Consider the following 21847-nt stretch of genomic DNA (forward strand, 5'->3'; position numbering starts at 1 on the left):
GACCGCCTTGCCCGGCGGTGACATTCCCATGCCCGTCACCTGGCCGGTTCCCCGGGCAGGACGGGTGCGGGGACCTGGCACTCCCACCCGGCGGGCACCCGGGCGCGAACCACCGCGCGCGGGGCGCGGAGACGGCACAGGGAAGGGTGTGGCCACCGGTGCGGCACCGGTCGGGGCTTGCCGCCTCGGGCGTGGATTTCATCCGTTCTCATCCACATATCTGATCGTGCCCGCGCGGCGGCGTGGCGCGACGCTCAGGCACGCGCAAACGTCCCCCCGGTGCGGTATAACCGGGGGCGGACCGGGGAGGCGTGATGCGGGAATCCAGCAGGGCCCAGCCGGCGGGGCGCGCGGCCGCACGGGATCTGTTCGAGCGGGTGCGGCTGGGCTACTTCCGGCTCTCGCCACCTCTGCGCAGGCTGATCTACATCGCGGTGCTGGTCGGAGCGGTCGGGCTGGCGTTCGGCCTCGGCTGGTCGGTGCTCAACACGCTCTTCGTCACCCTGACGCTGCTCGGCTTCGCGGCGCTGACCCTGAGCTTTCCCCGCGCCGCGGCCACCCTGCTCGTGGTGCTCGCCTGGCTGTCGGTGCTGATGATCTTCCAGGGCGCGTCCGGCTGGAACTCGCCGGTCCCGACCGCGCTGGTGATCCTCGCCCCCCTGGTGGCCGGCGCGGCCCACCTCATCCGCTGGGTCACCCCGTGGGTGAGCACGGCCATGGCACTGGTGCCCGCCGGACTGGTGGCCGTCCTGCTCGGCGCGGTCATCCCCGGGCTCGCGCCGGTCACCGCCATCTGGGCCGCGTACGCGGTGGCGGCCGGGGTGCTCGTCCAGCGCTTCCTCCAGGCCCGCCGGGCGCGGGCGGCGCTGACGGCGGGGGAGCGGAGCCAGGCCGGGCTCAGGGCCCGCGGAGGCGGTACCCCCGCACCCGCCGCGGTGACCGGCGAGCGGGAGGCGCCACCGCCCATCTCGGTGGAGGAGGCGCTCGGAGAACTGGACGCCATGATCGGCTTGGCCCCGGTGAAGGAGCAGGTGCGCTCGATCGCCGCCTCGATCGAGGCGGCCAGGTTACGCAGGGAGGCCGGATACTCCACCGAGCCGCCGATGCGGCACTTCGTGTTCGTCGGTCCCCCGGGCACCGGCAAGACCAGCGTGGCCAGGACCGTCGCGAAGATCTTCTACGCCTTCGGCCTGCTGGAGACCCCCTACGTGGTCGAGGCCCAGCGGGCCGACCTGGTGGGGGAGTTCCTCGGCGCCACCGCGATCAAGACGAACGAGCTGGTCGACCGGGCGCTCGGCGGGGTGCTCTTCATCGACGAGGCGTACAGCCTGATCAACTCCGGTGACGGCCAGCCGGACAGGTTCGGCGCGGAGGCCGTGCAGACGCTGCTCAAGCGGGCCGAGGACGACCGCGATCGGCTGGTCGTCATCCTGGCCGGATACGAGAAGGAGATGGCCACCTTCCTGTCGTCCAATCCCGGCCTGTCCAGCCGGTTCGCAAGCCGGGTCCGCTTCCCCAGCTACGCTCCCGATGAGCTGCTCCAGATCACCGAGCTGCTGCAGAGGCGCCGGGGCGACCGGATGTCACCGGAGGCCGCGCCCGCGCTGCTCGCCCGATTCGAGGACATCCACCGGCGTCTGATGGTCGACGACCTGGGCAACGCCCGGTTCGTCCGCAGCCTCGTGGAGGCCGCCGCGCAGGCCAGGGACGTGCGCGTGGTGGGGGCGGGCGGCGCGCCCAGCACCGAGGAGCTGGTCACCACGGTCCTGGAGGACGTCGTCAAGGCATTTGACGAGCTCACCGCCCGCTACCGGGGCTACCAGGCCGCGCCCTCCCTTGAGGAGGCGCTGGCCGACCTCGACCGCATGGCGGGTCTCGAACCGGTCAAACGGCAGGTACACGCGATCGCCGCGCAGCTCAGAGTGGCCAAGATGCGTCAGGAGCGGGGGCTGCCCACCCCGCCGCAGATGCGGCACTTCGTCTTCGCCGGGCCGCCGGGCACCGGAAAGACCACGGTGGCCCGCATCCTGGGCCGCATCTTCGCCGCGCTCGGCCTGCTCTCCCAGCCAGACGTGGTGGAGGCCCAGCGGGCCGACCTGGTCGGCCAGCACCTCGGCGCCACCGCGATCAAGACGAACGAGCTGGTCGATCGGGCGCTCGGCGGGGTGCTCTTCGTCGACGAGGCCTACGGCCTGGTCAACTCCGGCTACAGCGGGGGCGACGCCTTCGGCACCGAGGCCGTGCAGACGCTGCTCAAGCGGGCCGAGGACGACCGCGACCGGCTGGTGATCATCCTGGCCGGATACGAGCGGGAGATGAACACCTTCCTGTCGTCAAATCCCGGTCTGGGCAGCAGGTTCAGCCAGCGGGTGCGGTTTCCCTCGTACTCCGCCGAGGAGCTCACCGAGATCGCGGTGCTGCTCGCCGACTCCTCGGGCGACAGGTTCGACGACGCGGCCCGGCGTGACCTGGCCGAGGTCTTCGCCTGGGTCTGCGACGAGGGGCTGATAGACGGCCTTGGCAACGGCAGGTTCGCGCGCTCGCTCTTCGAGCGCGCGGCGATGCGCAGGGACGTCCGCCTGGCCGCCCTGGGCGGCACCACCGCCACCGCCGCCGACCTGACCACCATCACCAGTGTTGACCTGCGCGCGGCCGTGGACGAACTCTCCGGAAAGTGATTCCGGGCCCGACCGGTGTCACCGTCCACCGAGATCCCTCCGATTCGGTACGCTATGCAGCCCATCGGTCGCTGAGTGTAGCAAGATGGTCACCGACAGCGGCGGGGCTCCGGAGGAGGAAAGATGGCGGGATTCCTTGCCCGCAGGCTGCTCAACTACCTGGTGCTGATCGTCGTGGCCACCAGCCTCGCCTACATGCTGGCCGCCTCCGCGCTCGACCCGCGATCCAACTACGAGGGCCGCAACCCGCCGATCCCCCCCGCGGTCGTCGACGCCCGCCTCACCGACCTCAACCTCAACGACCGCACCCCGCTCTTCGAGCGCTACCTGACCTGGGCGGGCGCCCTGGCACATGGCGACTTCGGCAGGACGGTGGCCGGCGGCTCGGTCGGTGACGACCTCGGGCGCCGGATCGGCGTCACGCTGCGCCTGATCACGGTCGGGCTTCTCGTCGGCAGCGTCACCGGCGTGCTGGTCGGCGCCTACGCCGCGGTCAAGCAGTACGGCGCCTTCGATCGGCTCTCGACAGCCCTCTCCTTCGTCGTCCTCGCGGTCCCCACGGTGGTGCTGGCCAACATCCTGATCATCGCCGCGGTCCGGTTCAACGAGGCCGTCGGCGCCCAGATCCTCCTCGTCAGCGGAGAGGCGACCCCCGGGCTCCAGGGCGGGCCCGCCGCCGCCGGGATCGACCGGATCCAGCATCTGCTGCTGCCCACGCTGTCGCTCTCGCTCGGTCTGGCCGCCGTCTACAGCCGCTACCAGCGCAACATGATGCTCGATGTGCTCGGCGCCGACTTCGTCCGCACGGCCATGGCCAAGGGGCTGAGCCGCCGCGCCGCGCTGACCCGGCACGCGCTGCGCACCGCGCTGATCCCGGTGGTCACCTACTTCGCCTTCACCTTCGGGGCACTGCTGGTCGGCACCACCTTCACCGAGAAGATCTTCGGCTGGCACGGCGTGGGAGAGCAGCTGGTCGACTCGATCTCCACCAACGACATCAACACCGTCGCCGCGATCAGCTGCTTCGCCGCGCTGGCGGTGCTGCTGGCCGCGTTGGCCTCCGACGTGCTGCACGCCGTCCTCGACCCGCGCGTCCGGGTGGGGTGAGCCGAAGATGACCATCGCCGAGGAGGAGCTCACCGAGCAGCGGGCGTCCCTGGACAGGATCAAGGCGCCCTCACGGCTGCGGGTGGTCATGGGCCGCCTGCTGCGCTCCGGCCGGGGCCGGACCGGTTCCGCGCTCCTCGCGCTGATCTTCCTGCTGGCCTTCGCCGGCCCCTACCTCACCCGCTGGAGCTACACCGCCAAGGACTTCACGGCCTTTCTCGCGCCGCCGTCGACCGAGCACTGGTGGGGGACCCTGCAGACCGGCGCCGATGTGTACGCGGTCACGCTGCGCGGCATGCGCAGGTCCCTGGTCGTCGGCCTGCTCGCCGCGGTGGTCGGCACCGCGCTCGCGGCCGTGGTGGGTGCCTTCGCCGGATACTTCGGAAGCTGGACCGACCGTTCGCTGACCTGGGCGACCGACCTGCTGCTCGTGCTCCCCGCCTTCCTGATCCTGGCGATCATGTCCCCGCTCTTCGCCGGGGGACAGTGGCCGATGTTCGTGCTGGTGCTGGCGCTCTTCCTCTGGATGGTGACCTCGAAGATCGTCCGGAGCATGACCATCTCGCTCAGGGAGCGGGAGTTCATCCAGGCGGCCAGGTTCATGGGCGTGCCGCCGACAAGGATCATCTTCCGGCACATCATCCCCAACATGTCCTCGCTGCTGGTCGTCGACGCCACGTTGAACGTCAGCGCCGCGATCCTCACCGAGACGTCCCTCTCCTACTTCGGCTTCGGCATCCAGCCGCCGGACGTCTCGCTGGGCAGCCTCATCGCGGACGGCGCCCAGACGGCGCTCTACGCCCCCTGGACGTTCTGGTTCTGCGCGGGCCTGCTGATCGTCACCGTGCTCGCGGTGAACCTGGTCGGCGACTCCCTGCGCGACGCCTTCGACCCCACGGCCCGCAGGAGTGGGTGAGCGGATGACAAGCGAGCGAACCGCGGACGCGAGATCCCGGAGCGGCCGGACCGGCGGGCGCGGGGCCGGGGGCGACCCCCTGCCGCTGAGGGCCGGGAGCGACCCCGTGCCCGCCGACCCGGTGCTCGAGGTGCGCGACCTCGACGTCACCTTCGGCCTGGGCCCCGGTGCGGTCCGCGCGGTCAGGGGGATGGGTTACGCGGTCCGTCCGGGCGAGGTGCTCGGGATCGTCGGTGAGTCGGGCTCCGGCAAGTCGGTCACCTCGCTGGCCGTGATGGGCCTGCTCCCGCCGCACGCCCACGTCACCGGGTCGGTGCGGCTGCGCGGACAGGAGATCCTGGGCGCCCCGGACAGGACGCTCACCGCGTTCCGCGGCAAGACCGTCTCGATGGTCTTCCAGGACCCGCTCTCCGCGCTCACCCCCGTCTACCGGGTCGGCGACCAGATCGCCGAGGCGGTCCGCGTCCACCAGCGGATCGGCCCCGCGCAGGCCGCCAGACGCGCCGTCGAACTGCTCGACCTGGTCGGCATCCCCAACGCGGCGCAGCGCGCCAGGGCGTTCCCGCACGAGTTCTCCGGCGGCATGCGCCAGCGCGCGGTGATCGCGATGGCGATCGCCAACGACCCCGACGTGATCCTCTGCGACGAACCGACCACCGCGCTCGACGTGACCGTCCAGGCTCAGGTGCTGGAGGTGCTGAAGACGGCGCAGCGGGAGACGGGCGCGGCGATCGTCGTCATCACCCATGATCTGGGGGTGGTGGCCGGGTTCGCCGACCGGGTCCTCGTCATGTACGCCGGGCGCCCCGTCGAGGTCGGCCCGGTGGACGAGGTCTACTACCGCACCCGCATGCCGTACACCATGGGACTGCTCGGCTCGATCCCGCGCCTTGACCGCGGCCGGGAGCAGCCGCTGGTGCCCATCGAGGGCAGCCCGCCGTCACCGGCGGCGCTGCCGCCGGGCTGCCCGTTCGAGCCGCGCTGCCCGATCGCCGTCCCGGCGTGCGCCGAGTCCGAACCCGAGCCGGTACGCGTGGGCTCACCCGGCCACCTCGCGGCGTGCATCCGCTCCGGCGAGATCGAGGCGGAGGGGTGGTCGCCCGCCCAGATCTACGGTGTGCGCGCCATCGCGGGGGAGGTACCCGGCCCCGGTCCCGTCGTCGGAGAGTCGCCACGGCCGGATGGCGGGCGTGAGGTGGTCCTCGCGGTCGAGGGCCTGGTCAAGCACTATCCCCTGGTGAGGGGGAGGTTCCTGAGGCGGCGGGTCGGCACGGTCCGCGCGGTGGACGGTGTCAGCTTCGACATCCGCGAGGGGGAGACGCTCGGCCTGGTCGGGGAGTCGGGCTGCGGCAAGACGACCACCCTGATGGAGATCCTCGAACTGGCCGCACCGCAGAGCGGCGGAATCACGGTGCTGGGCCGCGACACCTCACAGATGAGCGCCCGTGACCGGATGGCCGTCCGGCGCGACATGCAGGTCGTCTTTCAGGACCCGCTGGCCTCGCTCGACCCGAGGATGACCGTCTACGACATTCTCGCCGAGCCGCTGCGCACGCACGGCAGCCGCGAGGTGGGGCCGAGGGTCCGCGAGCTGCTCGGCATGGTCGGCCTGGAGGCCGGCCACGCCGCCCGCTATCCGCAGGACTTCTCCGGGGGGCAGCGTCAGCGCATCGGCATCGCCCGCGCCCTCGCCCTGGAGCCCCGGCTGGTCGTGCTGGACGAGCCGGTCTCGGCGCTCGACGTGTCCATCCAGGCCGGGGTGCTCAACCTGCTGGAGGAGCTGAGGACCCGCCTGGGCCTGTCGTACCTGCTCGTGGCGCACGACCTGGCCGTGGTCCGGCACATCGCGGACCGGGTCGCGGTCATGTACCTCGGCAGGATCGCCGAGATCGGGCAGGCCGGCCGGGTGTACGACGCTCCGATGCATCCCTACACGCGGGCACTGCTGTCGGCCGTCCCGCTGCCGGATCCGGCCATGGAACGGTCCAGAAGGCGGATCCTGTTGGAGGGAGACCTGCCCAACCCGGCCGATCCCCCCTCCGGCTGCCGCTTCCGCACCCGCTGTCCCCTGTTCAGGTCCCTCGACGAGACCGTCAGAAGGCGTTGCGTGGAGGAGGAACCCCAGGTGCGCCGGCTCGGAGACGACCACGGAGCCTCATGCCACTTCGCCGAGAGGTCCGGCGCCGGATGATCCAGCCGAGTGCCCTTCTGTTCGCCCAGTCGTATCCTCCGGGAGGAAAACAGTGACATCGATCCGGTGCGTGGGCGCGCTCGCCACCGTGCTGGCCGTGGTCCTGGCGGTCCCGCCGGTTCTGACCGGCTGCGGTGGCGGGGGCGGGACGGGGAGCGGGCCCATCTCGGCGATCAAGGCCTACGACGTCAACCCCGTCGCCCGCGACCGGGTCGTGGACGGGGGGGTGCTCCGCTGGGGGCTCGGCGAGTATCCGTCCAACTGGAACCTCAACCATGTCGACGGCAACCTGGCGACGGTCAAGAAGGTCATGGACGCCCTCATGCCCTCGCCGTTCCGCTCCGACGCCAAAGGGCAGATCTCCCCGAACACCGACTACCTGTCGGCTGGCAGGGTCACCTCGGACGGCCCCAAGCAGGTCGTCACCCTGACCCTCGACCCGCGTGCCAGGTGGTCCGACGGCACCCCGATCACCTGGGAGGACTACCGGGCCCAGTGGCAGGCGATGAACGGTCGCAACGGCGACTACCGGGTGGCCGGCACCACCGGCTACCAGGACATCGAGAAGGTGACCAGGGGCAAGGACGACCACCAGGTCGTGGTGACCTTCGCCAAACCCTTCGGCGACTGGCAGTCGCTGTTCGCGCCGCTGTACCCCCGGAGTACCAACGCCACCCCCGAGGCGTTCAACAACGCCTGGTTGAACCGCATCCCGGTGACCGCCGGCCCGTTCAGGTTCGTCGCGTTCGATCCGACCGCCAAGACCGTCACCATCGCCAGGGACGACCGCTGGTGGGGAGAGCGGGCCAAGCTGGACCAGATCATCTACCGTTCCCTGGAGAGCGACGCGCTGGTCGGGGCCTTCAGCAACGGTGAGCTCGACACCTTCGACATCGGTCCGTCCGCGCCCGACTACGCGCGCGTCAAGGCCACCCCGGGCGCGATCGTGCGGCAGGCGGCCGGACCCGACTTCCGGCACATCACGATGAACGGCGAGAGCGCCCTGCTGTCCGACCAGAGGGTGCGCAGGGCCGTGGCGATGGGTATCAACCGCCAGGCCATCGCCCAGTCCGACCTTCAGGGCCTCGACTGGCCGATCGTCCTGCTGAACAACCACTTCTTCATGAACACCCAGGAGGGCTACCAGGACAACGCCGGTGAGATCGGTACTTACAACCCGGTTCAAGCTGGGCGGGAGCTGGACGCCGCGGGCTGGAAGCTGGAGGGGCGGATCAGAAGGAAGGACGGCAGGGAGCTGAACCTGCGCTTCGTCCTGCCATCCAGCCTGCAGCTCACCAAGTCCGAGGCCGAGCTCGTCCAGGACATGCTCGCCCAGATCGGTGTCGGGGTCACTCTCCAGTCGGTACCCACCGATGACTACTTCACCAAATACATAATTCCCGGCAATTACGATATAACGGCCTTCGCGTACATGGGCACGCCGTTTCCCGTCTCCAGCGCCTACGGTCAGTACGCCGACGCCACCAGGCGCCCGGACGACACCGGGCAGTGGAACGCCAACCTCGGCCGCATCGGCTCCCCGCAGATCGACGCCGCCATGAACAAGGCGACCGCCGCCCTCGCCCCCGGCCGGGCCATCGCCGATACCAACGCCGCCGACAAGCTCATCTGGCAGGCGGTCAACGTGGTGACGCTCTACCAGCGACCGCAGAACGTCGCGGTCAAGAGCACGGTCGCCAACTTCGGCGCCCGAGGCTTCTACGACCTGAGGTACCAGGACATCGGCTTCACCCGGTGACCCGGCCGTGCCGGTGGCCCGCGCCCGGTTGGGCGGGGCGTCTCACGGTCCTCGGGCGGCCGAACACCCTGGGGGAGGCACCCGGCGGCGGGACGGGTGTGCTTTCTGTCGGGGGCGGAGTGTAGAAGTGGGCCATGGTTGTCTCGGTCACCTGGCCCCAGGTACTCGCGTGGAGGTTGAAGCGGCAGTTCGTGGACCCGGCAGACGGGCCGGACGCGGTCTCCGTCGTGCGCAGGCTCACCGGGGTGCAGGCACAGGTGGCCTCCGCCGCAGGCCTGGCGGTGGCCGTGCGGAGCGCGCGGCCGAGACCCGACGAGATCGACGATGCCCTGTGGCGAGACCGCAGCCTGGTGAAGACCTGGACGGCGCGCGGCACCCTGCACCTCGTCCCCGCCGACGAGCTGGCCTGCCACGCCGCCGTCCTCGGCTCGTTCCGCAACTGGGACAGGGGCTCCTGGCAGCGGGGCCACGGGGTCACCGCCGCCGAGGTCGCCGCCATCCTCGACGCCGTGCCCAAGGCGCTCGCCGGCCGCGCCCTCACCCGCGAGGAGCTGGTCGACAGGGTCATCGAGATCACCGGCGACGCCCACCTGAAGGAGGCGCTCACCTCCGGCTGGGGCGCCCTGCTCAAGCCGCTGAGCTTTCTCGGTGAGCTCTGCTACGGCCCGCCCCGTGAGGGGAGGGTGACCTTCGTCAGCCCCCGCGACTGGGTGCCCGGCTGGCCGGCGGAACCCCCCTCGGCAGAGGAGGGCGGCGTGCGCCTGCTCCGCTCCTTCCTCGGTGCCCACGGTCCGGGCACCCCCGAGACGTTCGACGGCTGGCTCTACCGCGGGGCGGCCCGCAAGGCGACCCTGCGCGGCTGGTTCCGGGACCTCACCCCCGAGCTGGCCGAGATCGAGGTCGGCGGCAGGCCGATGGTCATGCTCGCCGAGCACCTCGACGACCTGGCCGGCACCCGGCCCGCCACCGGGGTCCACCTCCTGCCGGGCTTCGACCAGTACATCCTCGCCGCCCCTCGTGACCTGGAGCCCCTTCTGCCCGCCGCGGCGAAGGCGAGGGTCAGCCGGGCCGCCGGCTGGATCTCCCCGGTCGTGATCCACGAAGGCCGGGTGGTCGGGATCTGGAAGACCGAGGACAAGGAGATCGTGGTCGATCTCCTTGAGGAGGTGCCCGCCGCGGCCCTCGCAGCCGAGACCGAGCGGGTGTCCGGGCTGCTGCCCTAGCCGTCACAACCGAAGCCTCCGGGTTTGCGACGCCCTCCCGCCGGCTTCGCCGAGGAGCGGTTCAACCGCGGCGGAAGCGTACCCGGTCGCCGGGGCGGAGCTGGGCGGCCCTGGCGAGGCTCGCCGAGGTCAGCACGGCGATGACCGGGTAGCCGCCGGTCGGCGGGTGGTCGGCGAGGAACACGATCGGCTGGCCGCTGGGCGGCACCTGGACGGCCCCGGCCACCATGCCCTCGCTGGGCAGCTCCTCGTCCCGGGCCCGTTCCAGGCGGGCGCCGCGGATTCGCACGCCCACCCGGTTGCTGTCCTGGCCGACCTCGTACGGCTCCGCGCAGAGGGTGGCCAGGGCTCCGGGGACGAACCAGTCCTCCCGGGGACCAGGCAGGACAAGCAGGATGCCCGTTCCGAGCTCCGGCGAGGGCGCCGCGTCCACGGTGATCGGCGGCAGGCCGTCCGCCGGTCCCACGGGCAGGACCGTTCCGCTACGAAGCGGGGGAGGGCCGAGCCCGGACAGCGAGTCGGCCGACCGGCTCCCCATCGTGACGGGCGTGTCGAGGCCCCCACGGACGGCGATGTAGGTGCGCAGGCCGGTTTCCGGCGTCCCGGTGCGCAGCTCGCCGCCCGCGGGCACCCAGAAAGGCGCGCACATCCCGTGTGGGACCGGCCCGCCGGGGGCCGTGTCGTCCGGGGCGGTTCCGCGCGCTCGCAGCACCTCCAGAGGGCAGGCGGCCCCGGTGACGGCGACCCAGGCCCCGGTGGTGAAGCGCAGCCGGGCGCCGCCGAAGGTCAGCTCGATCCCCGCGGCGCTCTCCGGGTTGCCGATCAGGCGGTTGGCCAGCCGCAGGCTCGGCTCGTCCGCGGCACCCGAGCGGGGCACTCCGAGGTGGGCGTACCCGGGCCGGCCAAGATCCTGCACCGTGGCGTACGGCCCCGACGCGATCACCTCGATCATGGCTCGCCGACCGCCAGGAAACGCACCCGCGTCCCCGGGGTGAGCAGGGCAGGCGGGTCGGCGGTCACGTCCCAGACCGCCGTCGTGGAGCGGCCGAGCAGCCGCCACCCGCCGGGGGAGGCCGAGGGGTAGACCGCCGAGTAGGGGCCGGCGACCGCCACGGATCCGGCGGGCACCGAGGTTCGCGGGGTGTCCAGCCGCGGGACGCGCAGTGCGGGATCCAGCCCGGTGAGGTAGGCGAACCCGGGGGCGAAGCCCAGCCAGCCCACCACCAGCTCCCGCCCGGTGTGCCGCTCGACCACCTCCCCGGGGGAGAGACCGCTCAGCACGGCCACCTCGTCGAGATCCGCGCCGTCGTACACGACGGGGACGGTCACGGCCGGCGCCGGCGCGGCGCTACCCGCGCCGATCGTGGACCCCGTCTCCAGCAGGCGCAGGAGCCGGTCCCGCAGGCGCGTCAGGTCGGCCCCCGGCGCGGTGACGAGAACCGTGGTGGGGCCGGGCACGATCTCCACCACCCCGGTCGGCCGAGCGGCCCGCAGCAGGGCGTCCAGCCGGTGGGAGATCTCCAGCGAGCCGGTCTCCACCAGCAGCGACCACTCCCCGGCCCGCCGGATCACCGCCGGCCCCTCACGTGAAGGACCTCAGCGGCACCCCGGCGTCCACCAGGCCGTCGCGGACGGCCCGGGCCATCAGCACCGCGCCGGGGGTGTCGCCGTGGACGCAGATCGAGCGCGCCTCGACGGGGACCAGCGAGCCGTCCACCGCCTCGACCACGCCCTCGGTCACCATCCGCACCGCACGGGCGGCGACCGTACCGGGGTCGTGCAGCACGGCACCGGGGGAGCGGCGGGAGAGCAGCGTTCCGGCAGCGGTGTAGGCGCGGTCCGCGAAGGCCTCGACGACCGTGGTGACCCCCTCCCCGGCGGCGATCTCGTGGACGGCGGAGCCGGGCAGGGTCAACAGCGGCAGGTCCCCGTAGTCGGCCACCGCCGCCACGACGGCCCCGGCCTGCTCGGGGTCGCGGCAGATCCGGTTGTACAGCGCGCCGTGCGGCTTGACGTAGGAGACCCGGCCGCCCATCGCCCTGGCGATGCCGTCCACCGCCCCCAGCTGGTAGAGCACCTCGGCGCAGAGCTCCTCCGGGTCGACGTCCATCTCGCGGCGGCCGAACCCGGCCAGGTCCCGGTAGGACACCTGGGCACCGATCGCGACCCCGCGGTCGATCGCCGCCGCGCACGTGCGGCGAATGGTCAGCGGATCACCCGCGTGGAACCCACAGGCGATGTTGGCGCTGGTCACCAGTTCGAGCAGGGCCTCGTCCTCGCCCAGCCGCCAGATCCCGAAGCCCTCGCCCAGATCGGCGTTGAGATCGATCATCATGGCTCACCTACACCGGGGGCTCGTCGGGAATATCCGCGATGTCGTCGAGGGCGATGGCCAGCTCCTCGGGGTCGTCGCCGATGCGCTCGGCGATCTCGATCAGCACGTGCAGCACGTCGTGCCGGTCGTGGCCCAGGTCCAGCAGCCGCTGCGCGGCCTCCCAGAGCTGCGGCGGATCGCCCTCCCACAGCCGGGCGGCGATCTCCTCGTGCCAGGCGAGATGCTCGTCGTGGCCGGGCCGGGTGAGCTCGCCCGCGTGGTCGATGCCCAGCAGGATCCGCCGATCGGTGTCGTCCGCGGGGTTGAGCAGGCCGAGCTGGATCTCGCCGTGCGTGCCCTGCAGGAAAGGGAACGCGAACACCCGCCTGGCCAGTGCCGACAGGTCGCCGTCCGGCAGCAGCCGGTCGAGCAGGTCGCGGTCGAGCCCGAAGGTCGTCGGATCGCGGTAGGACTCGGCGAACTTGCCCGTCGCCTCCCAGACCGCGTCGAGGGTGGCTCGCAGCCCCTCGTCCGGCAGCCCGGTCCGGTCGGCGGCGAAGCGCGCCCAGGCGCCCAGCACGTGCGGCACCGCCTCCTGCTCGGCGGTGTTGAGCATCACCTTGCGCGGCAGCCAGTCGAGCAGGAAGGTCTCGCACTTGGTCGGGCTGACCCGTAGTGGACGGCCGAAATCCTGGTCGCAGCCGTAGTCGATGATGTGATCGGCGCATCGGGAGGCCGCGGAGGGGTCGGACAGGTGCTCGGCCGCGTCCGAGGAGAGGAACTCGGCGGCCAGCATCGCCCGGCGGTCGCGGCTGTAGGGGGCCTCGCTGTGCAGCGGGGCCGGCCGCTTCCGGCCGGGCGGCAGCGCCTTGATCCGGGACCTGGCGAAGGCGTGGTAGGCACTGTAGCTGTCACTGACCGGCGCGGCCGTCCTGCGGTGGCCGTACTCCGCGGTGGCCTTCATCGCCGATTCGAGCAGGGCCCTGGCCTGCTGCGGCTCGATCTGGCCGAACCTGAGCATCGGGTTGTCCTCGGCCTCGGCCCTGGCCTGTTCCAGCAGCTTGTCGACGTGCGACGAGACCCAGGCGTCACGGGCGATGCCGCGCATGTTGTAGTCGACGATCACGACCAGCGCGTGCCGGTCCTCGCCGCTGTCGGCGCCCCGGTAGCCGAAGGTGCACACCACCGTGTCCTGGTCGCCGTAGGCGTCGCGGGAGACGAAGCAGCCGGTCGTCTTGACCGCGCCCAGCCGGTCGGCCCAGCGGGGCCTGGCCACACCGCGCTCCATGAGCGCCAGCGCGGCGCCCTCCGCCTTGGCGGCCTGGCGGGCCGTGCCGAGGTAGGCCAGCGCGATCAGCAGGGTGAGCGCGGCGGGCGAGCCTGCCTTGGCCGCGTAGTCGACCAGGCCCTCGCCGAGGACCTGCTCGGCGTCCCCGCCTTTCAGCCGGCGCCCCCACCAGGCTCCGACCATGTCGGAGACCATGAGTTCGGCGTCCAGCGGGCTGCGTACGGCCAGCAGCTCGCGAGCGGCGAGCAACATCTCGGAGAAGACCGCCTCAGGGGACTGGCTCTCCCTGGGGTCTCGACGGTGTCGCCGACTCAAGCAGTCTCAGCCTCCCCCGTCGGCCGCGTGAGCCCATCGCGGTCGTCGCCGTGCGGATCGGCCCGCTCGCTTCGCTCGCTCACGTCCCAACCTTCTCGCAATCCCGGTCCAAACGGTGCGTAGAGACGGCCGGGTTCCCCGATGCTACCGGGGACCGCGGGGCGGCGGCGCGGAGTTGACAAGGGCGAGCAGATGCTCGCGGGCGACACGCTCGACGACCTCGGGAGTCGCCTCGATGCCGAGGTGCTCCGCGCAGGCACAGACCTCTGCCACGCACCTGCCGACGGTCTCGACGGGAACGGTCAGGAACTCGGCGGCCAGGTGAGATGTCACCGGCTCGTGACAAGTCGTTGAAGGCCCGGTGGAGCGGGTGGCAAGAACGGGCATGGATGTCGCATTCCTCCGGAGTTTCCCGGGGGCATCCCCCGGATGTGTCGGCGAGGACGTGCGTTCTCATTCCACAACTTATCTCGGGAGTGTCAACCCTCGGCGCCCTGATATGGGAAGCTGGCCCCGTATCTTGACTGAATCCTGCAACAGTGGAGTAAGTGAGTGTCCCCGAAGAGGGAGCCGAATTGACGGCGAGTCAGTAGCCTGATCTCGCCTGCAAGCCCGACGGAGATGAGGTGGGCAGTTGCCGGGACGGTCCGGCGCGATCCTGCTAGGGTCCTGGCCGCAAACGTTCGAAGGCGCAACGCCGACTGGTCGCCGCCCGTACGGGAGCCCCGGCGTGTCGGCCCGGGGATCCCGGCCATCGGAGCGGTGGCGTTTCCGGGGTGTGCTGACCGCATCTTGGGCAGGGCTTCCGTCCGCACCTGCCCATCGCCGATGATGTACTCCAGGATCCGGTCCCCCGGAGCCGCGCTACGCCAATTCGCAAGTTTGGAGATGTGCCTCGTGGGAGACCCTGGCACGCGACGGAGGTGCCGACCATGAGCGCCGAAACCTCCGTGCCCCGTCCCCGGGAGTCGGGTGTGGACATCTCAGACTCCGGCCTGCTGCAGGGCCTGCTGTCGCAGTCGCCGTTCGCCTTCGCGTTCTTCGACCCCCAAGGTCGCTTCGAGCGTGTCGACGAGGTCTTCGCCAACGTGGTCGGCCTGCCCGCCGAGCGCCTGGTCGGCCGGGTCCCCGGTGAGTTGCTCTCCGCCGATCTGACCGCCCTGATCGAGGGCTCGGTGCGGAGCATGGTCGGGGGAGCCTCGGTCGACGGCGACCAGCGGATCCGGGTGCGCACCGCCGGTGGCGAGACCCACCACTGGTCGCTGACCTTCTCTCCGATCCATGATGACAAGGGCGCATTGCGCGCGATCTGCCTGGTCGGCGTCGACATCACCGACAGCAGGCAGGTCGAGGAGGATCTCAGGCGCAGCGAGGAGCGATACCGCTCGCTGGTCGAGGCCCAGTCCCAGCTGGTCTGGATCACCGCGCCCAACGGCGTCGTGGAGGAGGACGCGCCGCAGTGGCGGGCCATCACCGGCCAGGGGCTGGAGGAGTACCTGACCCACGGCTGGCTGGAGGCCGTCCACCCGGACGACCGCCCGCACACCGAGGAGGCCTGGCGTGAGGCGCTGCGTGGCCGGATCATGTTCGAGTGGAGCTACCGGGTCCGCACCCGGGCCAGCGGCTACCGGCACTTCGAGGTGCGCGCCGTCCCGATCATCCGGCACAACCGGGTCGTCGAATGGGTGGGAGCCAACACCGACGTCACCCCGCAGCGCGAGGCCGAGGAGATGCGGGGCCGCCTGACCGACCAGCTCGGCGCCGCGGCCCTGCGCACCGCGCGCCTGCAGGGCGCCACGGCGCTGCTCGCCGAGGCGCTCACCGTCGAGCAGGTGGTCCAGGTCATCATCGACGTGGGTCGTACGGCGCTGGCCGCCGACCGGTCGGCCGTGGCGCTGCTCGACGTCGACCGGGCCGCGCTGAAGCTGGTCAACAGCGGCGGCATCCCCGACGTTCCGGGCGCGCCCGGCGAGGAGATCCCGCTGTCGCACTCCAGCGTGATGACCATGGCGGTCAACAGCCGGCGCCCGGTCTTCGCCGAGTCGCCGGACAGCCTGCGGGCCCAACTGGTCGACGCGGGCGGCGACGACGACAGCGTCACCGGTTTCATCGCCCACAGTGACGAGCGGGCCTGGGTGGGCCTGCCGCTGCTGGCCGCGGGTCGCGCGCTCGGGGCACTGAGATTCTCCTTCACCCGCCCGCAGAAGATCTCCCAGGAGGACGGGGTGTTCCTGGAGGCGCTCGCGGGGCAGTGCGCCCTCGCCGTGGAGCGGGCCACCCTGTTCGAGCGCGAGCACCGCACCGCCGAAACGCTCCAGCGCAGCCTGCTGCCCGATCGCCTGCCGGTGGTCAGGGGGCTGGTACTCGCCCAGCGGTTCCGCTCGGGGAGCCGCCATGTGCAGGTCGGCGGTGACTGGTACGACGCGTTCGTGCTCCAGGACGGCCGGGTCGCGGCGGTGGTCGGCGACGTCATGGGCAAGGGCGTCAAGGCCGCGGCGGGGATGGGCCGCATCCGCAACGCCATGCGGGCCCTGGCGTTGACCAACCCGCCGCCCGCGGCGGTCCTCACCGGCCTCGACCGGGTCTTCGAGGCGACCGAGGAGGAGGAGCAGGTCACGACGCTCGCCTACATGGTCGTCGAGCCCGGCACCGGAGAGGGCACGCTGGCGCTGGCCGGTCACCCGCCGCCCCTGCTGGTCTCCCCCGAGGGCGTGCCGATACTGTGCGACGGCGAGCCGGGCACCCCGCTGGGCTGGCCCACGAGTCGCAGGCAGTTCAGGTTCTGCGTCCCGCCGGGCCACACCGCCGTCCTGTATTCGGACGGTCTGGTGGAGAACCGGAAACGTGGTCTTGATGCCGGACTCGCTGATCTTTGCTCTGTTGTGACCGAAGCGCCGGCCGAAGTGGTCGGAAGCCCCCACATGTTGCTAGATTTCCTTGTCGACCGGATGTTGTCTGGATATGAGCAGGATGACGACGTCACGGTGCTCGCGATTCACGTTCCCGCCGCCACGAAGAGTGACTGAATGAAACAGTCATAACGGTTGCTTTCGGGTATCGGTGCCTCGCTTCCGTACGCACTACTCTCTTGGTCGGCCTAGGGTGGAGGGCAACCGCCAGGAGGCGGCCGTATGGATCACGGTGTCATGCCACAATGCTGGACAGGTGCGTCGCGGTTCGCGCGGCCTCGCTAACCACAACTAGAGGTAGAAGTGCCCCTAGTTGGGCATCTGGGTCCATTCTCGTCTCGCTTTCCTTCGAGAGGTGTTCGTGTCGCCTGCAAGTTCGACTCGCTCGAAGCCATCCGAGCTGAACGAGCCCGTCATTCAGCAGCTGATGGAGCGGGGGCGCTCGCAGGGGTTCCTCGAGTCCGAGGATGTCCGCAAGGCCGTCGAGGAAGCGGACATTCCGATGGCGCAGGTCGCTGGAATCCTGCGAAGCCTCAGCAAAGAGGGCATCACCGTACGGCTGACTGCCGAGGACTCCGCGGCTCCCAAGAAGTCCCGCACTCCGGCCAAGCGTCGTACTGCCCCGGCCGCGCCCGCCGCCGTCAAGAAGACCAAGACCGCCGCGGCGGCCAAGGAGCAGCCGGAGACCGTCACCGCGGTCGTCGGCGGTTCCGAGCCCGCGGCAGCGGCCAAGAAGCCCGCCCCCGCGGCCAAGAGGCCCGCGGCGCCGGCCAAGAAGATCGCCCCGGCCGCCAAGAAGCCGGTTCCGGCCCCGCCGAAGAAGGCCGGCCCCGAGGCGGCCGCTCCGGCCCCCGTGTCCGAGTCGAAGTCGCTCGCCGGCGATGACGACGAGGTCATCGAGCTTGAGGACGTCGAGCTCGAGGACTTCGACCTGGAGGCCGTCGCCGAGGTCGAGGTCGAGGTCGAGGTGGAAGCCGAGGCCGAGGCCGAGGAGGAGCCCAAGGCCGAGGCCATCGAGGTCAACGAGGACGAGGTCCTCATCCTCTCCGATGACGACGATGACGCCCCGGTGCCGCAGGTCGCCGCCGCCGGCGCCACCGCCGACCCGGTCAAGGACTACCTCAAGCAGATCGGCAAGGTCCCCCTGCTCAACGCGGAGCAGGAGGTCGAGCTCGCCAAGCGGATCGAGGCCGGTCTGTTCGCCGAGGAGCAGCTGGGAACCGACGGCGAGAGGCTCCCGGTCGACGTCCGCGCCGAGCTGGAGTGGATCGCCGAGGACGGCCGCCGGGCCAAGAACCACCTGTTGGAGGCCAACCTCCGTCTCGTGGTCTCGCTGGCCAAGCGCTACACCGGCCGCGGCATGCTCTTCCTGGACCTGATCCAGGAGGGCAACCTGGGCCTGATCCGCGCGGTGGAGAAGTTCGACTACACCAAGGGCTACAAGTTCTCCACCTACGCCACGTGGTGGATCCGGCAGGCGATCACCCGAGCCATGGCCGACCAGGCGCGGACCATCCGCATTCCGGTCCACATGGTCGAAGTGATCAACAAGCTGGCCCGTGTCCAGCGGCAGATGCTTCAGGACCTGGGGCGCGAGCCCACTCCCGAGGAGTTGGCCCGCGAGCTCGACATGACCCCCGAGAAGGTCGTCGAGGTCCAGAAGTACGGTCGCGAGCCGATCTCCCTGCACACCCCGCTGGGTGAGGAGGGGGACAGCGAGTTCGGTGACCTCATCGAGGACTCCGAGGCCATCGTCCCCGCCGACGCGGTCAGCTTCACGCTCCTGCAGGAGCAGCTCCACTCCGTCCTGGACACGCTGTCCGAGCGCGAGGCGGGCGTGGTCTCGATGCGATTCGGCCTGACCGACGGTCAGCCGAAGACGCTGGACGAGATCGGCAAGGTTTACGGGGTGACCCGTGAGCGTATCCGGCAGATCGAGTCCAAGACCATGTCCAAGCTCCGTCACCCGTCTCGGTCGCAGGTCCTGCGTGACTACCTTGACTGAGATTCTCTGACAGAGGGCCCGCACTGTCCGGTGCGGGCCCCACGTCATTAACGCCGGTGTAACAGGTCGGTAGCACGGGGTGTGAAACGAACTTCTAGGCTCCCGCCTCATGGGTGTGGCCGAAGTTGACAGGATTCGCGCCCGGAGGCTGCGGGTGATCGTCGATCGTCCGTGGGCGGACGTGGTGCTCGACGACGCGGTCGCCGCGGTGCGCCGGAGGGTGTTCGAGAGCGGTACGTTCACGCTCGGCGCGGCCCGCGGTGATCCGGAGAGGCGCGCGCTCAGGGTCGAGGCACTGGCCAGGGCGGCCGTCGGTCACAGTGGCGCCATCGAGGCGCTGGCGCTCCATGACCGGGCCAACCCCGACCTGTGGCTCTGGCTCGGGCGTACCCGCATCGAGGAAGCCTGGACGATCAAGCCGGATGTCAAGGCCCGGGCCGTGCAGGCGCAGCGTCTGCAGGCGTTCCAGGCGGCGATGGAGAGAGCCAGGCAGCCGCTCTTCACCGCGGCGGCGCTCGTGCCGTCGGATCCGGTGCCCTGGGAGTCGATCATGTGGCTCTACCTCGGCCTCGACCGGCCGCGCCAGGAGAGGGACGCGGTCTGGTTCGAAGCCGTTCGCCGTTATCCGACGCTGTTCCCGGCCAATGTGGCCAGGCTCATGACGTTGTCCCCGGCCTGGGGCGGCAGCGCCCAGGAGATGCTGGAGTTCGCCAGGCAGGCCGTGTCGCGGGCGCCCGACGGGGACCCGATGGCGGCCCTGCTGCCGCTGGCGCACTTCGAGCAGGTGGCCGCCGAGCGGTCACCGATGTCACGCGGAGGCTGGTTCTCGGACGGGGCGCTGCGCGAGATCGTCTCGCACGCGGGCCGCTGGCTGGGCGGCGACAGCCATCCACGGTCGATAGAGGCGCACAACCTGTTCGGGGCTGCCTTCTACCTGGCCGACCTGCGCAGGCCCGCGCGTGGGCACCTGACACGTACGGGGGGCAGGGTCAGCAGGCTGCCGTGGTCCTATCTGGGTGATCCCGCTCAGCAGTTCGAGCGGGCCTGCGGGCGGCTCCGCCTTGTCCCGGCGTGAACCGGGCGCGAGACGCGCACACCGGCGCCAGGTCTTGATGTGGGCCCGTAAGGGGAATGTGGCGAATATCACACGGTTACGTTGAGTATCCATGACTGCCTCCCCCTGGGAGGCGGACAGAGAGTGACGGAGTGCCCAAGGTGGTCCAGGATCTTCGTGAGCTCCTCGGGGCTCTGTGGATCGATGTCCCCCTCCAGCAGTGAGCGGGCTATGACGCCGCGAGTGGCCTTCGCCATGTGGCTGACGACCTTCCCCTCCTTGAGCACCCGCACCGCCACCGCCCTGCCGCCCGGCTGCCACGCCGCCGCGTAGGTGCCCGAGCGCAGATCCACCACCAGGCCGGGCTCGGCGTCGAGCAGCGGGGTGACCGATCGGCGCCAGAAGGCGCCAAGACCGCCCAGCGGCGGCAGTCGCACCCCCATCGACAGCCGGTACGGGGGTACACGGTCGTCGATCCGGAGGAGCCCCCACAGGCCGGAGAAGATCAGCAGACTTTCCGAGGCCCGCGCCGCGGCCTCGGGGGAGAGCGAGGCCAGGTGAAGATTGTCGTAGAGCACGCCGGTGTACAGGTCGGCCGCGGCCAGCGTGGGCGCGGTGCGCAGAAGCAGGTTCTTGCCGATCTCACCTGCCTGTCCCGGTGACAGTCCGAGCACCTCCCGTGCGGCGGGACCCTCGCACAGGGCGATGAGCGCGTCCAGGACGCGTCGCCTGGACGGGGCGAGGGCGGGGAAACTCAACCGGGGCAGGTCGAGGGCGGGGCCGTCACCCAGTGCGGCCTTTCCCTCGGACGGGGGTAGCAGAATCAGCACATTCACCGAGCGTAGTGCGGCGACCGAGGGGTTAGGATCCTGCAGCATGATCGTTGAGGTTTTTGACCGGCTGGTCGACCAGGCCTGGCCGGCGACTCACCGGGTGGACGCGGGTGGCTGGATCCTGCGTGCGGCGGACGGGGTGACCAAGCGGGCCAACTCCGTGCTGCCGCTGGGCGAGCCGGAGGATCTGGAAGCGGGCGTCGAGGTGGCGGAGAAGTTCTACGCCGACCGGGGCCTGCCCTGCGTCTTCTCGGTGGGGGGTGGCGCCACGCCCGGCCTGGACGCGTTGCTGCACGCGCGCGGCTATCGGGTGGTGGATCCGACGCTGGTCATGACGGCGAGCCTGGTGCCCGAGGCGTCCGGGAACGGCGTCGGCGCGTCGCGAGAAGAGGTCGATCTCGCCGAAGCGCCCTCGCGGGCATGGCTGGACACCTGGTGGAGCGTGGACGGGAGGTTCGGCGGCGACGGTCTGCCGACGGCCGCGCGGATCCTCACCGGTGTGCCCGCCACATACGCCTCGCTCGGCGAGGAGGCCGTGGGGCGGGGTGTGGTCCAGGGGGAGTGGTTCGGGATCTACTCCATGGCCGTGGTGCCGCACGCGCGGCGCAAGGGCCATGGACGGAAGGTGTTGCGCGCCCTGCTCACACATGCGCGGGAGCAGGGCACGCAGCGGGCATATTTAGTAGTGGTGGAGTCGAACACGGCGGCCAGGACGCTCTACGAGCGCCATGGCTTCACAGTGGCGGGCCGATATCACTATCGGGTCCGATGACGGCTCCATCCGTCTGGTCATCGTTCGTCGTTGCCTGCCGTTGCCGGAGCGTCGCTGAGACGCGCAGACTCGTCCTGGATGTTGGCACCCTTGTCTCTCAGCACGGCTACGTGCTGACGCCCGTGGTGGGCGCAGAACAGCAGCTCCCCACCTACGGGCAGGGTCGCGCGGATGTAGGCCTGGGCGCCGCACCGGTCACAGCGGTCCGCAGCGGTCAGCTGCTTGGCGGGGGCGAGGGTTCCAGTCACGTATCGCCTTTCAGGTCATCCCCTGAGGTGGAGGATCTGGCGTCAGTCACTTGAGAGAACATCTAACCCGATACGAACGTTCCCAATCGACCCCCTGCTACGCCCAGAGCGGAAAGCGGCCGAAAGTAACGATGATCACGCTGGATGTAACGCCGTTGTCCACCGGATGGCAAGCTTGTACGCGTCGTGGCGGGAAGAACGGTAAGCTGCGCACACGTGTTCGACAGAGCTGGGA

17 protein-coding genes are annotated in these 21847 nt (G+C 70.8%); 10 read left to right on the plus strand and 7 right to left on the minus strand.

Annotated elements, in window-relative coordinates; translation table 11 throughout:
- Positions 1 to 314 precede the first annotated feature (314 nt).
- The 6 genes from AB0K21_RS29115 (at position 315) to AB0K21_RS29140 (ending at position 9874) form a co-directional block, all read left to right on the plus strand.
- A complete protein-coding gene (locus tag AB0K21_RS29115) occupies positions 315 to 2678 on the plus strand; it encodes an AAA family ATPase (protein ID WP_343979200.1) in 2364 nt (787 codons plus the stop codon).
- A 123-nt stretch (positions 2679 to 2801) separates the two neighbouring features.
- On the plus strand, positions 2802 to 3785 hold the full coding sequence (locus tag AB0K21_RS29120) for an ABC transporter permease (RefSeq protein ID WP_343979195.1): 984 nt from the start codon (positions 2802 to 2804) through the stop codon (positions 3783 to 3785).
- Positions 3786 to 3792: 7 nt separating this feature from the next.
- Positions 3793 to 4701, plus strand: a complete 909-nt coding sequence (locus AB0K21_RS29125) for an ABC transporter permease (protein ID WP_343979192.1) — start codon at positions 3793 to 3795, stop codon at positions 4699 to 4701.
- Between the two features lie 4 nt (positions 4702 to 4705).
- A complete protein-coding gene (locus AB0K21_RS29130) occupies positions 4706 to 6892 on the plus strand; it encodes an ABC transporter ATP-binding protein (RefSeq protein ID WP_343979188.1) in 2187 nt (728 codons plus the stop codon).
- Positions 6893 to 6944: 52 nt separating this feature from the next.
- Complete coding sequence (locus tag AB0K21_RS29135; RefSeq protein WP_343979185.1) at positions 6945 to 8651, plus strand: ABC transporter family substrate-binding protein; 1707 nt, start codon at positions 6945 to 6947, stop codon at positions 8649 to 8651.
- A 134-nt stretch (positions 8652 to 8785) separates the two neighbouring features.
- Positions 8786 to 9874, plus strand: coding sequence for a winged helix DNA-binding domain-containing protein (locus tag AB0K21_RS29140; protein WP_343979182.1), 1089 nt, complete (start codon positions 8786 to 8788; stop codon positions 9872 to 9874).
- Between the two features lie 61 nt (positions 9875 to 9935).
- On the opposite strand, the gene AB0K21_RS29145 is transcribed toward AB0K21_RS29140, so the two are convergent.
- The 5 genes from AB0K21_RS29145 to AB0K21_RS29165 form a co-directional block, all read right to left on the minus strand.
- Entirely contained in the window at positions 9936 to 10826 is an 891-nt protein-coding gene (locus tag AB0K21_RS29145; RefSeq protein ID WP_343979177.1) for a biotin-dependent carboxyltransferase family protein, read from the minus strand.
- On the minus strand, positions 10823 to 11446 hold the full coding sequence (locus AB0K21_RS29150) for an allophanate hydrolase subunit 1 (protein ID WP_343979174.1): 624 nt from the start codon (positions 11444 to 11446) through the stop codon (positions 10823 to 10825). The genes AB0K21_RS29145 and AB0K21_RS29150 overlap by 4 nt, the downstream gene beginning before the upstream one ends.
- A gap of 10 nt (positions 11447 to 11456) precedes the next feature.
- The gene (locus AB0K21_RS29155) at positions 11457 to 12209 is read right to left on the minus strand and encodes a 5-oxoprolinase subunit PxpA (RefSeq protein ID WP_343979171.1); all 753 of its coding nucleotides are present in this window, start codon (positions 12207 to 12209) and stop codon (positions 11457 to 11459) included.
- Positions 12210 to 12216: 7 nt separating this feature from the next.
- Positions 12217 to 13728 (minus strand): hypothetical protein, encoded by a 1512-nt coding sequence (locus AB0K21_RS29160; RefSeq protein ID WP_343979258.1) that lies wholly within the window; start codon positions 13726 to 13728, stop codon positions 12217 to 12219.
- A gap of 207 nt (positions 13729 to 13935) precedes the next feature.
- Complete coding sequence (locus tag AB0K21_RS29165) at positions 13936 to 14178, minus strand: hypothetical protein (protein WP_343979168.1); 243 nt, start codon at positions 14176 to 14178, stop codon at positions 13936 to 13938.
- 545 nt (positions 14179 to 14723) lie between these two features.
- On the opposite strand from AB0K21_RS29165, the gene AB0K21_RS29170 reads away from it, so the two are divergent.
- From AB0K21_RS29170 to AB0K21_RS29180, 3 genes are all read left to right on the plus strand, one after another.
- The gene (locus AB0K21_RS29170) at positions 14724 to 16817 is read left to right on the plus strand and encodes a SpoIIE family protein phosphatase (protein WP_343979166.1); all 2094 of its coding nucleotides are present in this window, start codon (positions 14724 to 14726) and stop codon (positions 16815 to 16817) included.
- A 244-nt stretch (positions 16818 to 17061) separates the two neighbouring features.
- Complete coding sequence (locus AB0K21_RS29175; RefSeq protein ID WP_343979255.1) at positions 17062 to 18705, plus strand: RNA polymerase sigma factor; 1644 nt, start codon at positions 17062 to 17064, stop codon at positions 18703 to 18705.
- Positions 18706 to 18859: 154 nt separating this feature from the next.
- On the plus strand, positions 18860 to 19780 hold the full coding sequence (locus AB0K21_RS29180; protein ID WP_343979163.1) for a hypothetical protein: 921 nt from the start codon (positions 18860 to 18862) through the stop codon (positions 19778 to 19780).
- A 68-nt stretch (positions 19781 to 19848) separates the two neighbouring features.
- Here AB0K21_RS29180 and AB0K21_RS29185 read toward each other — a convergent pair whose 3' ends face one another.
- On the minus strand, positions 19849 to 20589 hold the full coding sequence (locus AB0K21_RS29185; RefSeq protein WP_343979251.1) for a peroxide stress protein YaaA: 741 nt from the start codon (positions 20587 to 20589) through the stop codon (positions 19849 to 19851).
- Positions 20590 to 20635: 46 nt separating this feature from the next.
- Here AB0K21_RS29185 and AB0K21_RS29190 point away from each other — a divergent pair, with 46 nt between their 5' ends.
- Positions 20636 to 21364 carry a GNAT family N-acetyltransferase gene (locus AB0K21_RS29190; protein WP_343979160.1) on the plus strand — a complete coding sequence of 243 codons (729 nt, stop codon included), beginning with the start codon at positions 20636 to 20638 and terminating at the stop codon, positions 21362 to 21364.
- 17 nt (positions 21365 to 21381) lie between these two features.
- On the opposite strand, the gene AB0K21_RS29195 is transcribed toward AB0K21_RS29190, so the two are convergent.
- Positions 21382 to 21612: a hypothetical protein gene (locus AB0K21_RS29195; protein WP_030920243.1), complete on the minus strand. Its 231-nt coding sequence runs from the start codon at positions 21610 to 21612 to the stop codon at positions 21382 to 21384.
- Positions 21613 to 21847 lie beyond the last annotated feature (235 nt).

It is taken from the genome of Streptosporangium sp. NPDC049248 (genome assembly GCF_040678965.1).
Classification (GTDB): domain Bacteria; phylum Actinomycetota; class Actinomycetes; order Streptosporangiales; family Streptosporangiaceae; genus Streptosporangium; species Streptosporangium fukuiense.

Excerpts from the sequence above, each read along its gene's own strand:
- AB0K21_RS29115 (WP_343979200.1), top strand. The coding sequence starts at position 315 with ATGCGGGAATCCAGCAGGGCCCAGCCGGCGGGGCGCGCGGCCGCACGG.
- AB0K21_RS29120 (WP_343979195.1), top strand. The coding sequence starts at position 2,802 with ATGGCGGGATTCCTTGCCCGCAGGCTGCTCAACTACCTGGTGCTGATC.
- AB0K21_RS29125 (WP_343979192.1), top strand. The coding sequence starts at position 3,793 with ATGACCATCGCCGAGGAGGAGCTCACCGAGCAGCGGGCGTCCCTGGAC.
- AB0K21_RS29130 (WP_343979188.1), top strand. The coding sequence starts at position 4,706 with ATGACAAGCGAGCGAACCGCGGACGCGAGATCCCGGAGCGGCCGGACC.
- AB0K21_RS29140 (WP_343979182.1), top strand. The coding sequence starts at position 8,786 with ATGGTTGTCTCGGTCACCTGGCCCCAGGTACTCGCGTGGAGGTTGAAG.
- AB0K21_RS29145 (WP_343979177.1), bottom strand. The coding sequence starts at position 10,826 with ATGATCGAGGTGATCGCGTCGGGGCCGTACGCCACGGTGCAGGATCTT.
- AB0K21_RS29155 (WP_343979171.1), bottom strand. The coding sequence starts at position 12,209 with ATGATGATCGATCTCAACGCCGATCTGGGCGAGGGCTTCGGGATCTGG.
- AB0K21_RS29160 (WP_343979258.1), bottom strand. The coding sequence starts at position 13,728 with ATGTTGCTCGCCGCTCGCGAGCTGCTGGCCGTACGCAGCCCGCTGGAC.
- AB0K21_RS29165 (WP_343979168.1), bottom strand. The coding sequence starts at position 14,178 with ATGCCCGTTCTTGCCACCCGCTCCACCGGGCCTTCAACGACTTGTCAC.
- AB0K21_RS29170 (WP_343979166.1), top strand. The coding sequence starts at position 14,724 with ATGAGCGCCGAAACCTCCGTGCCCCGTCCCCGGGAGTCGGGTGTGGAC.
- AB0K21_RS29190 (WP_343979160.1), top strand. The coding sequence starts at position 20,636 with ATGATCGTTGAGGTTTTTGACCGGCTGGTCGACCAGGCCTGGCCGGCG.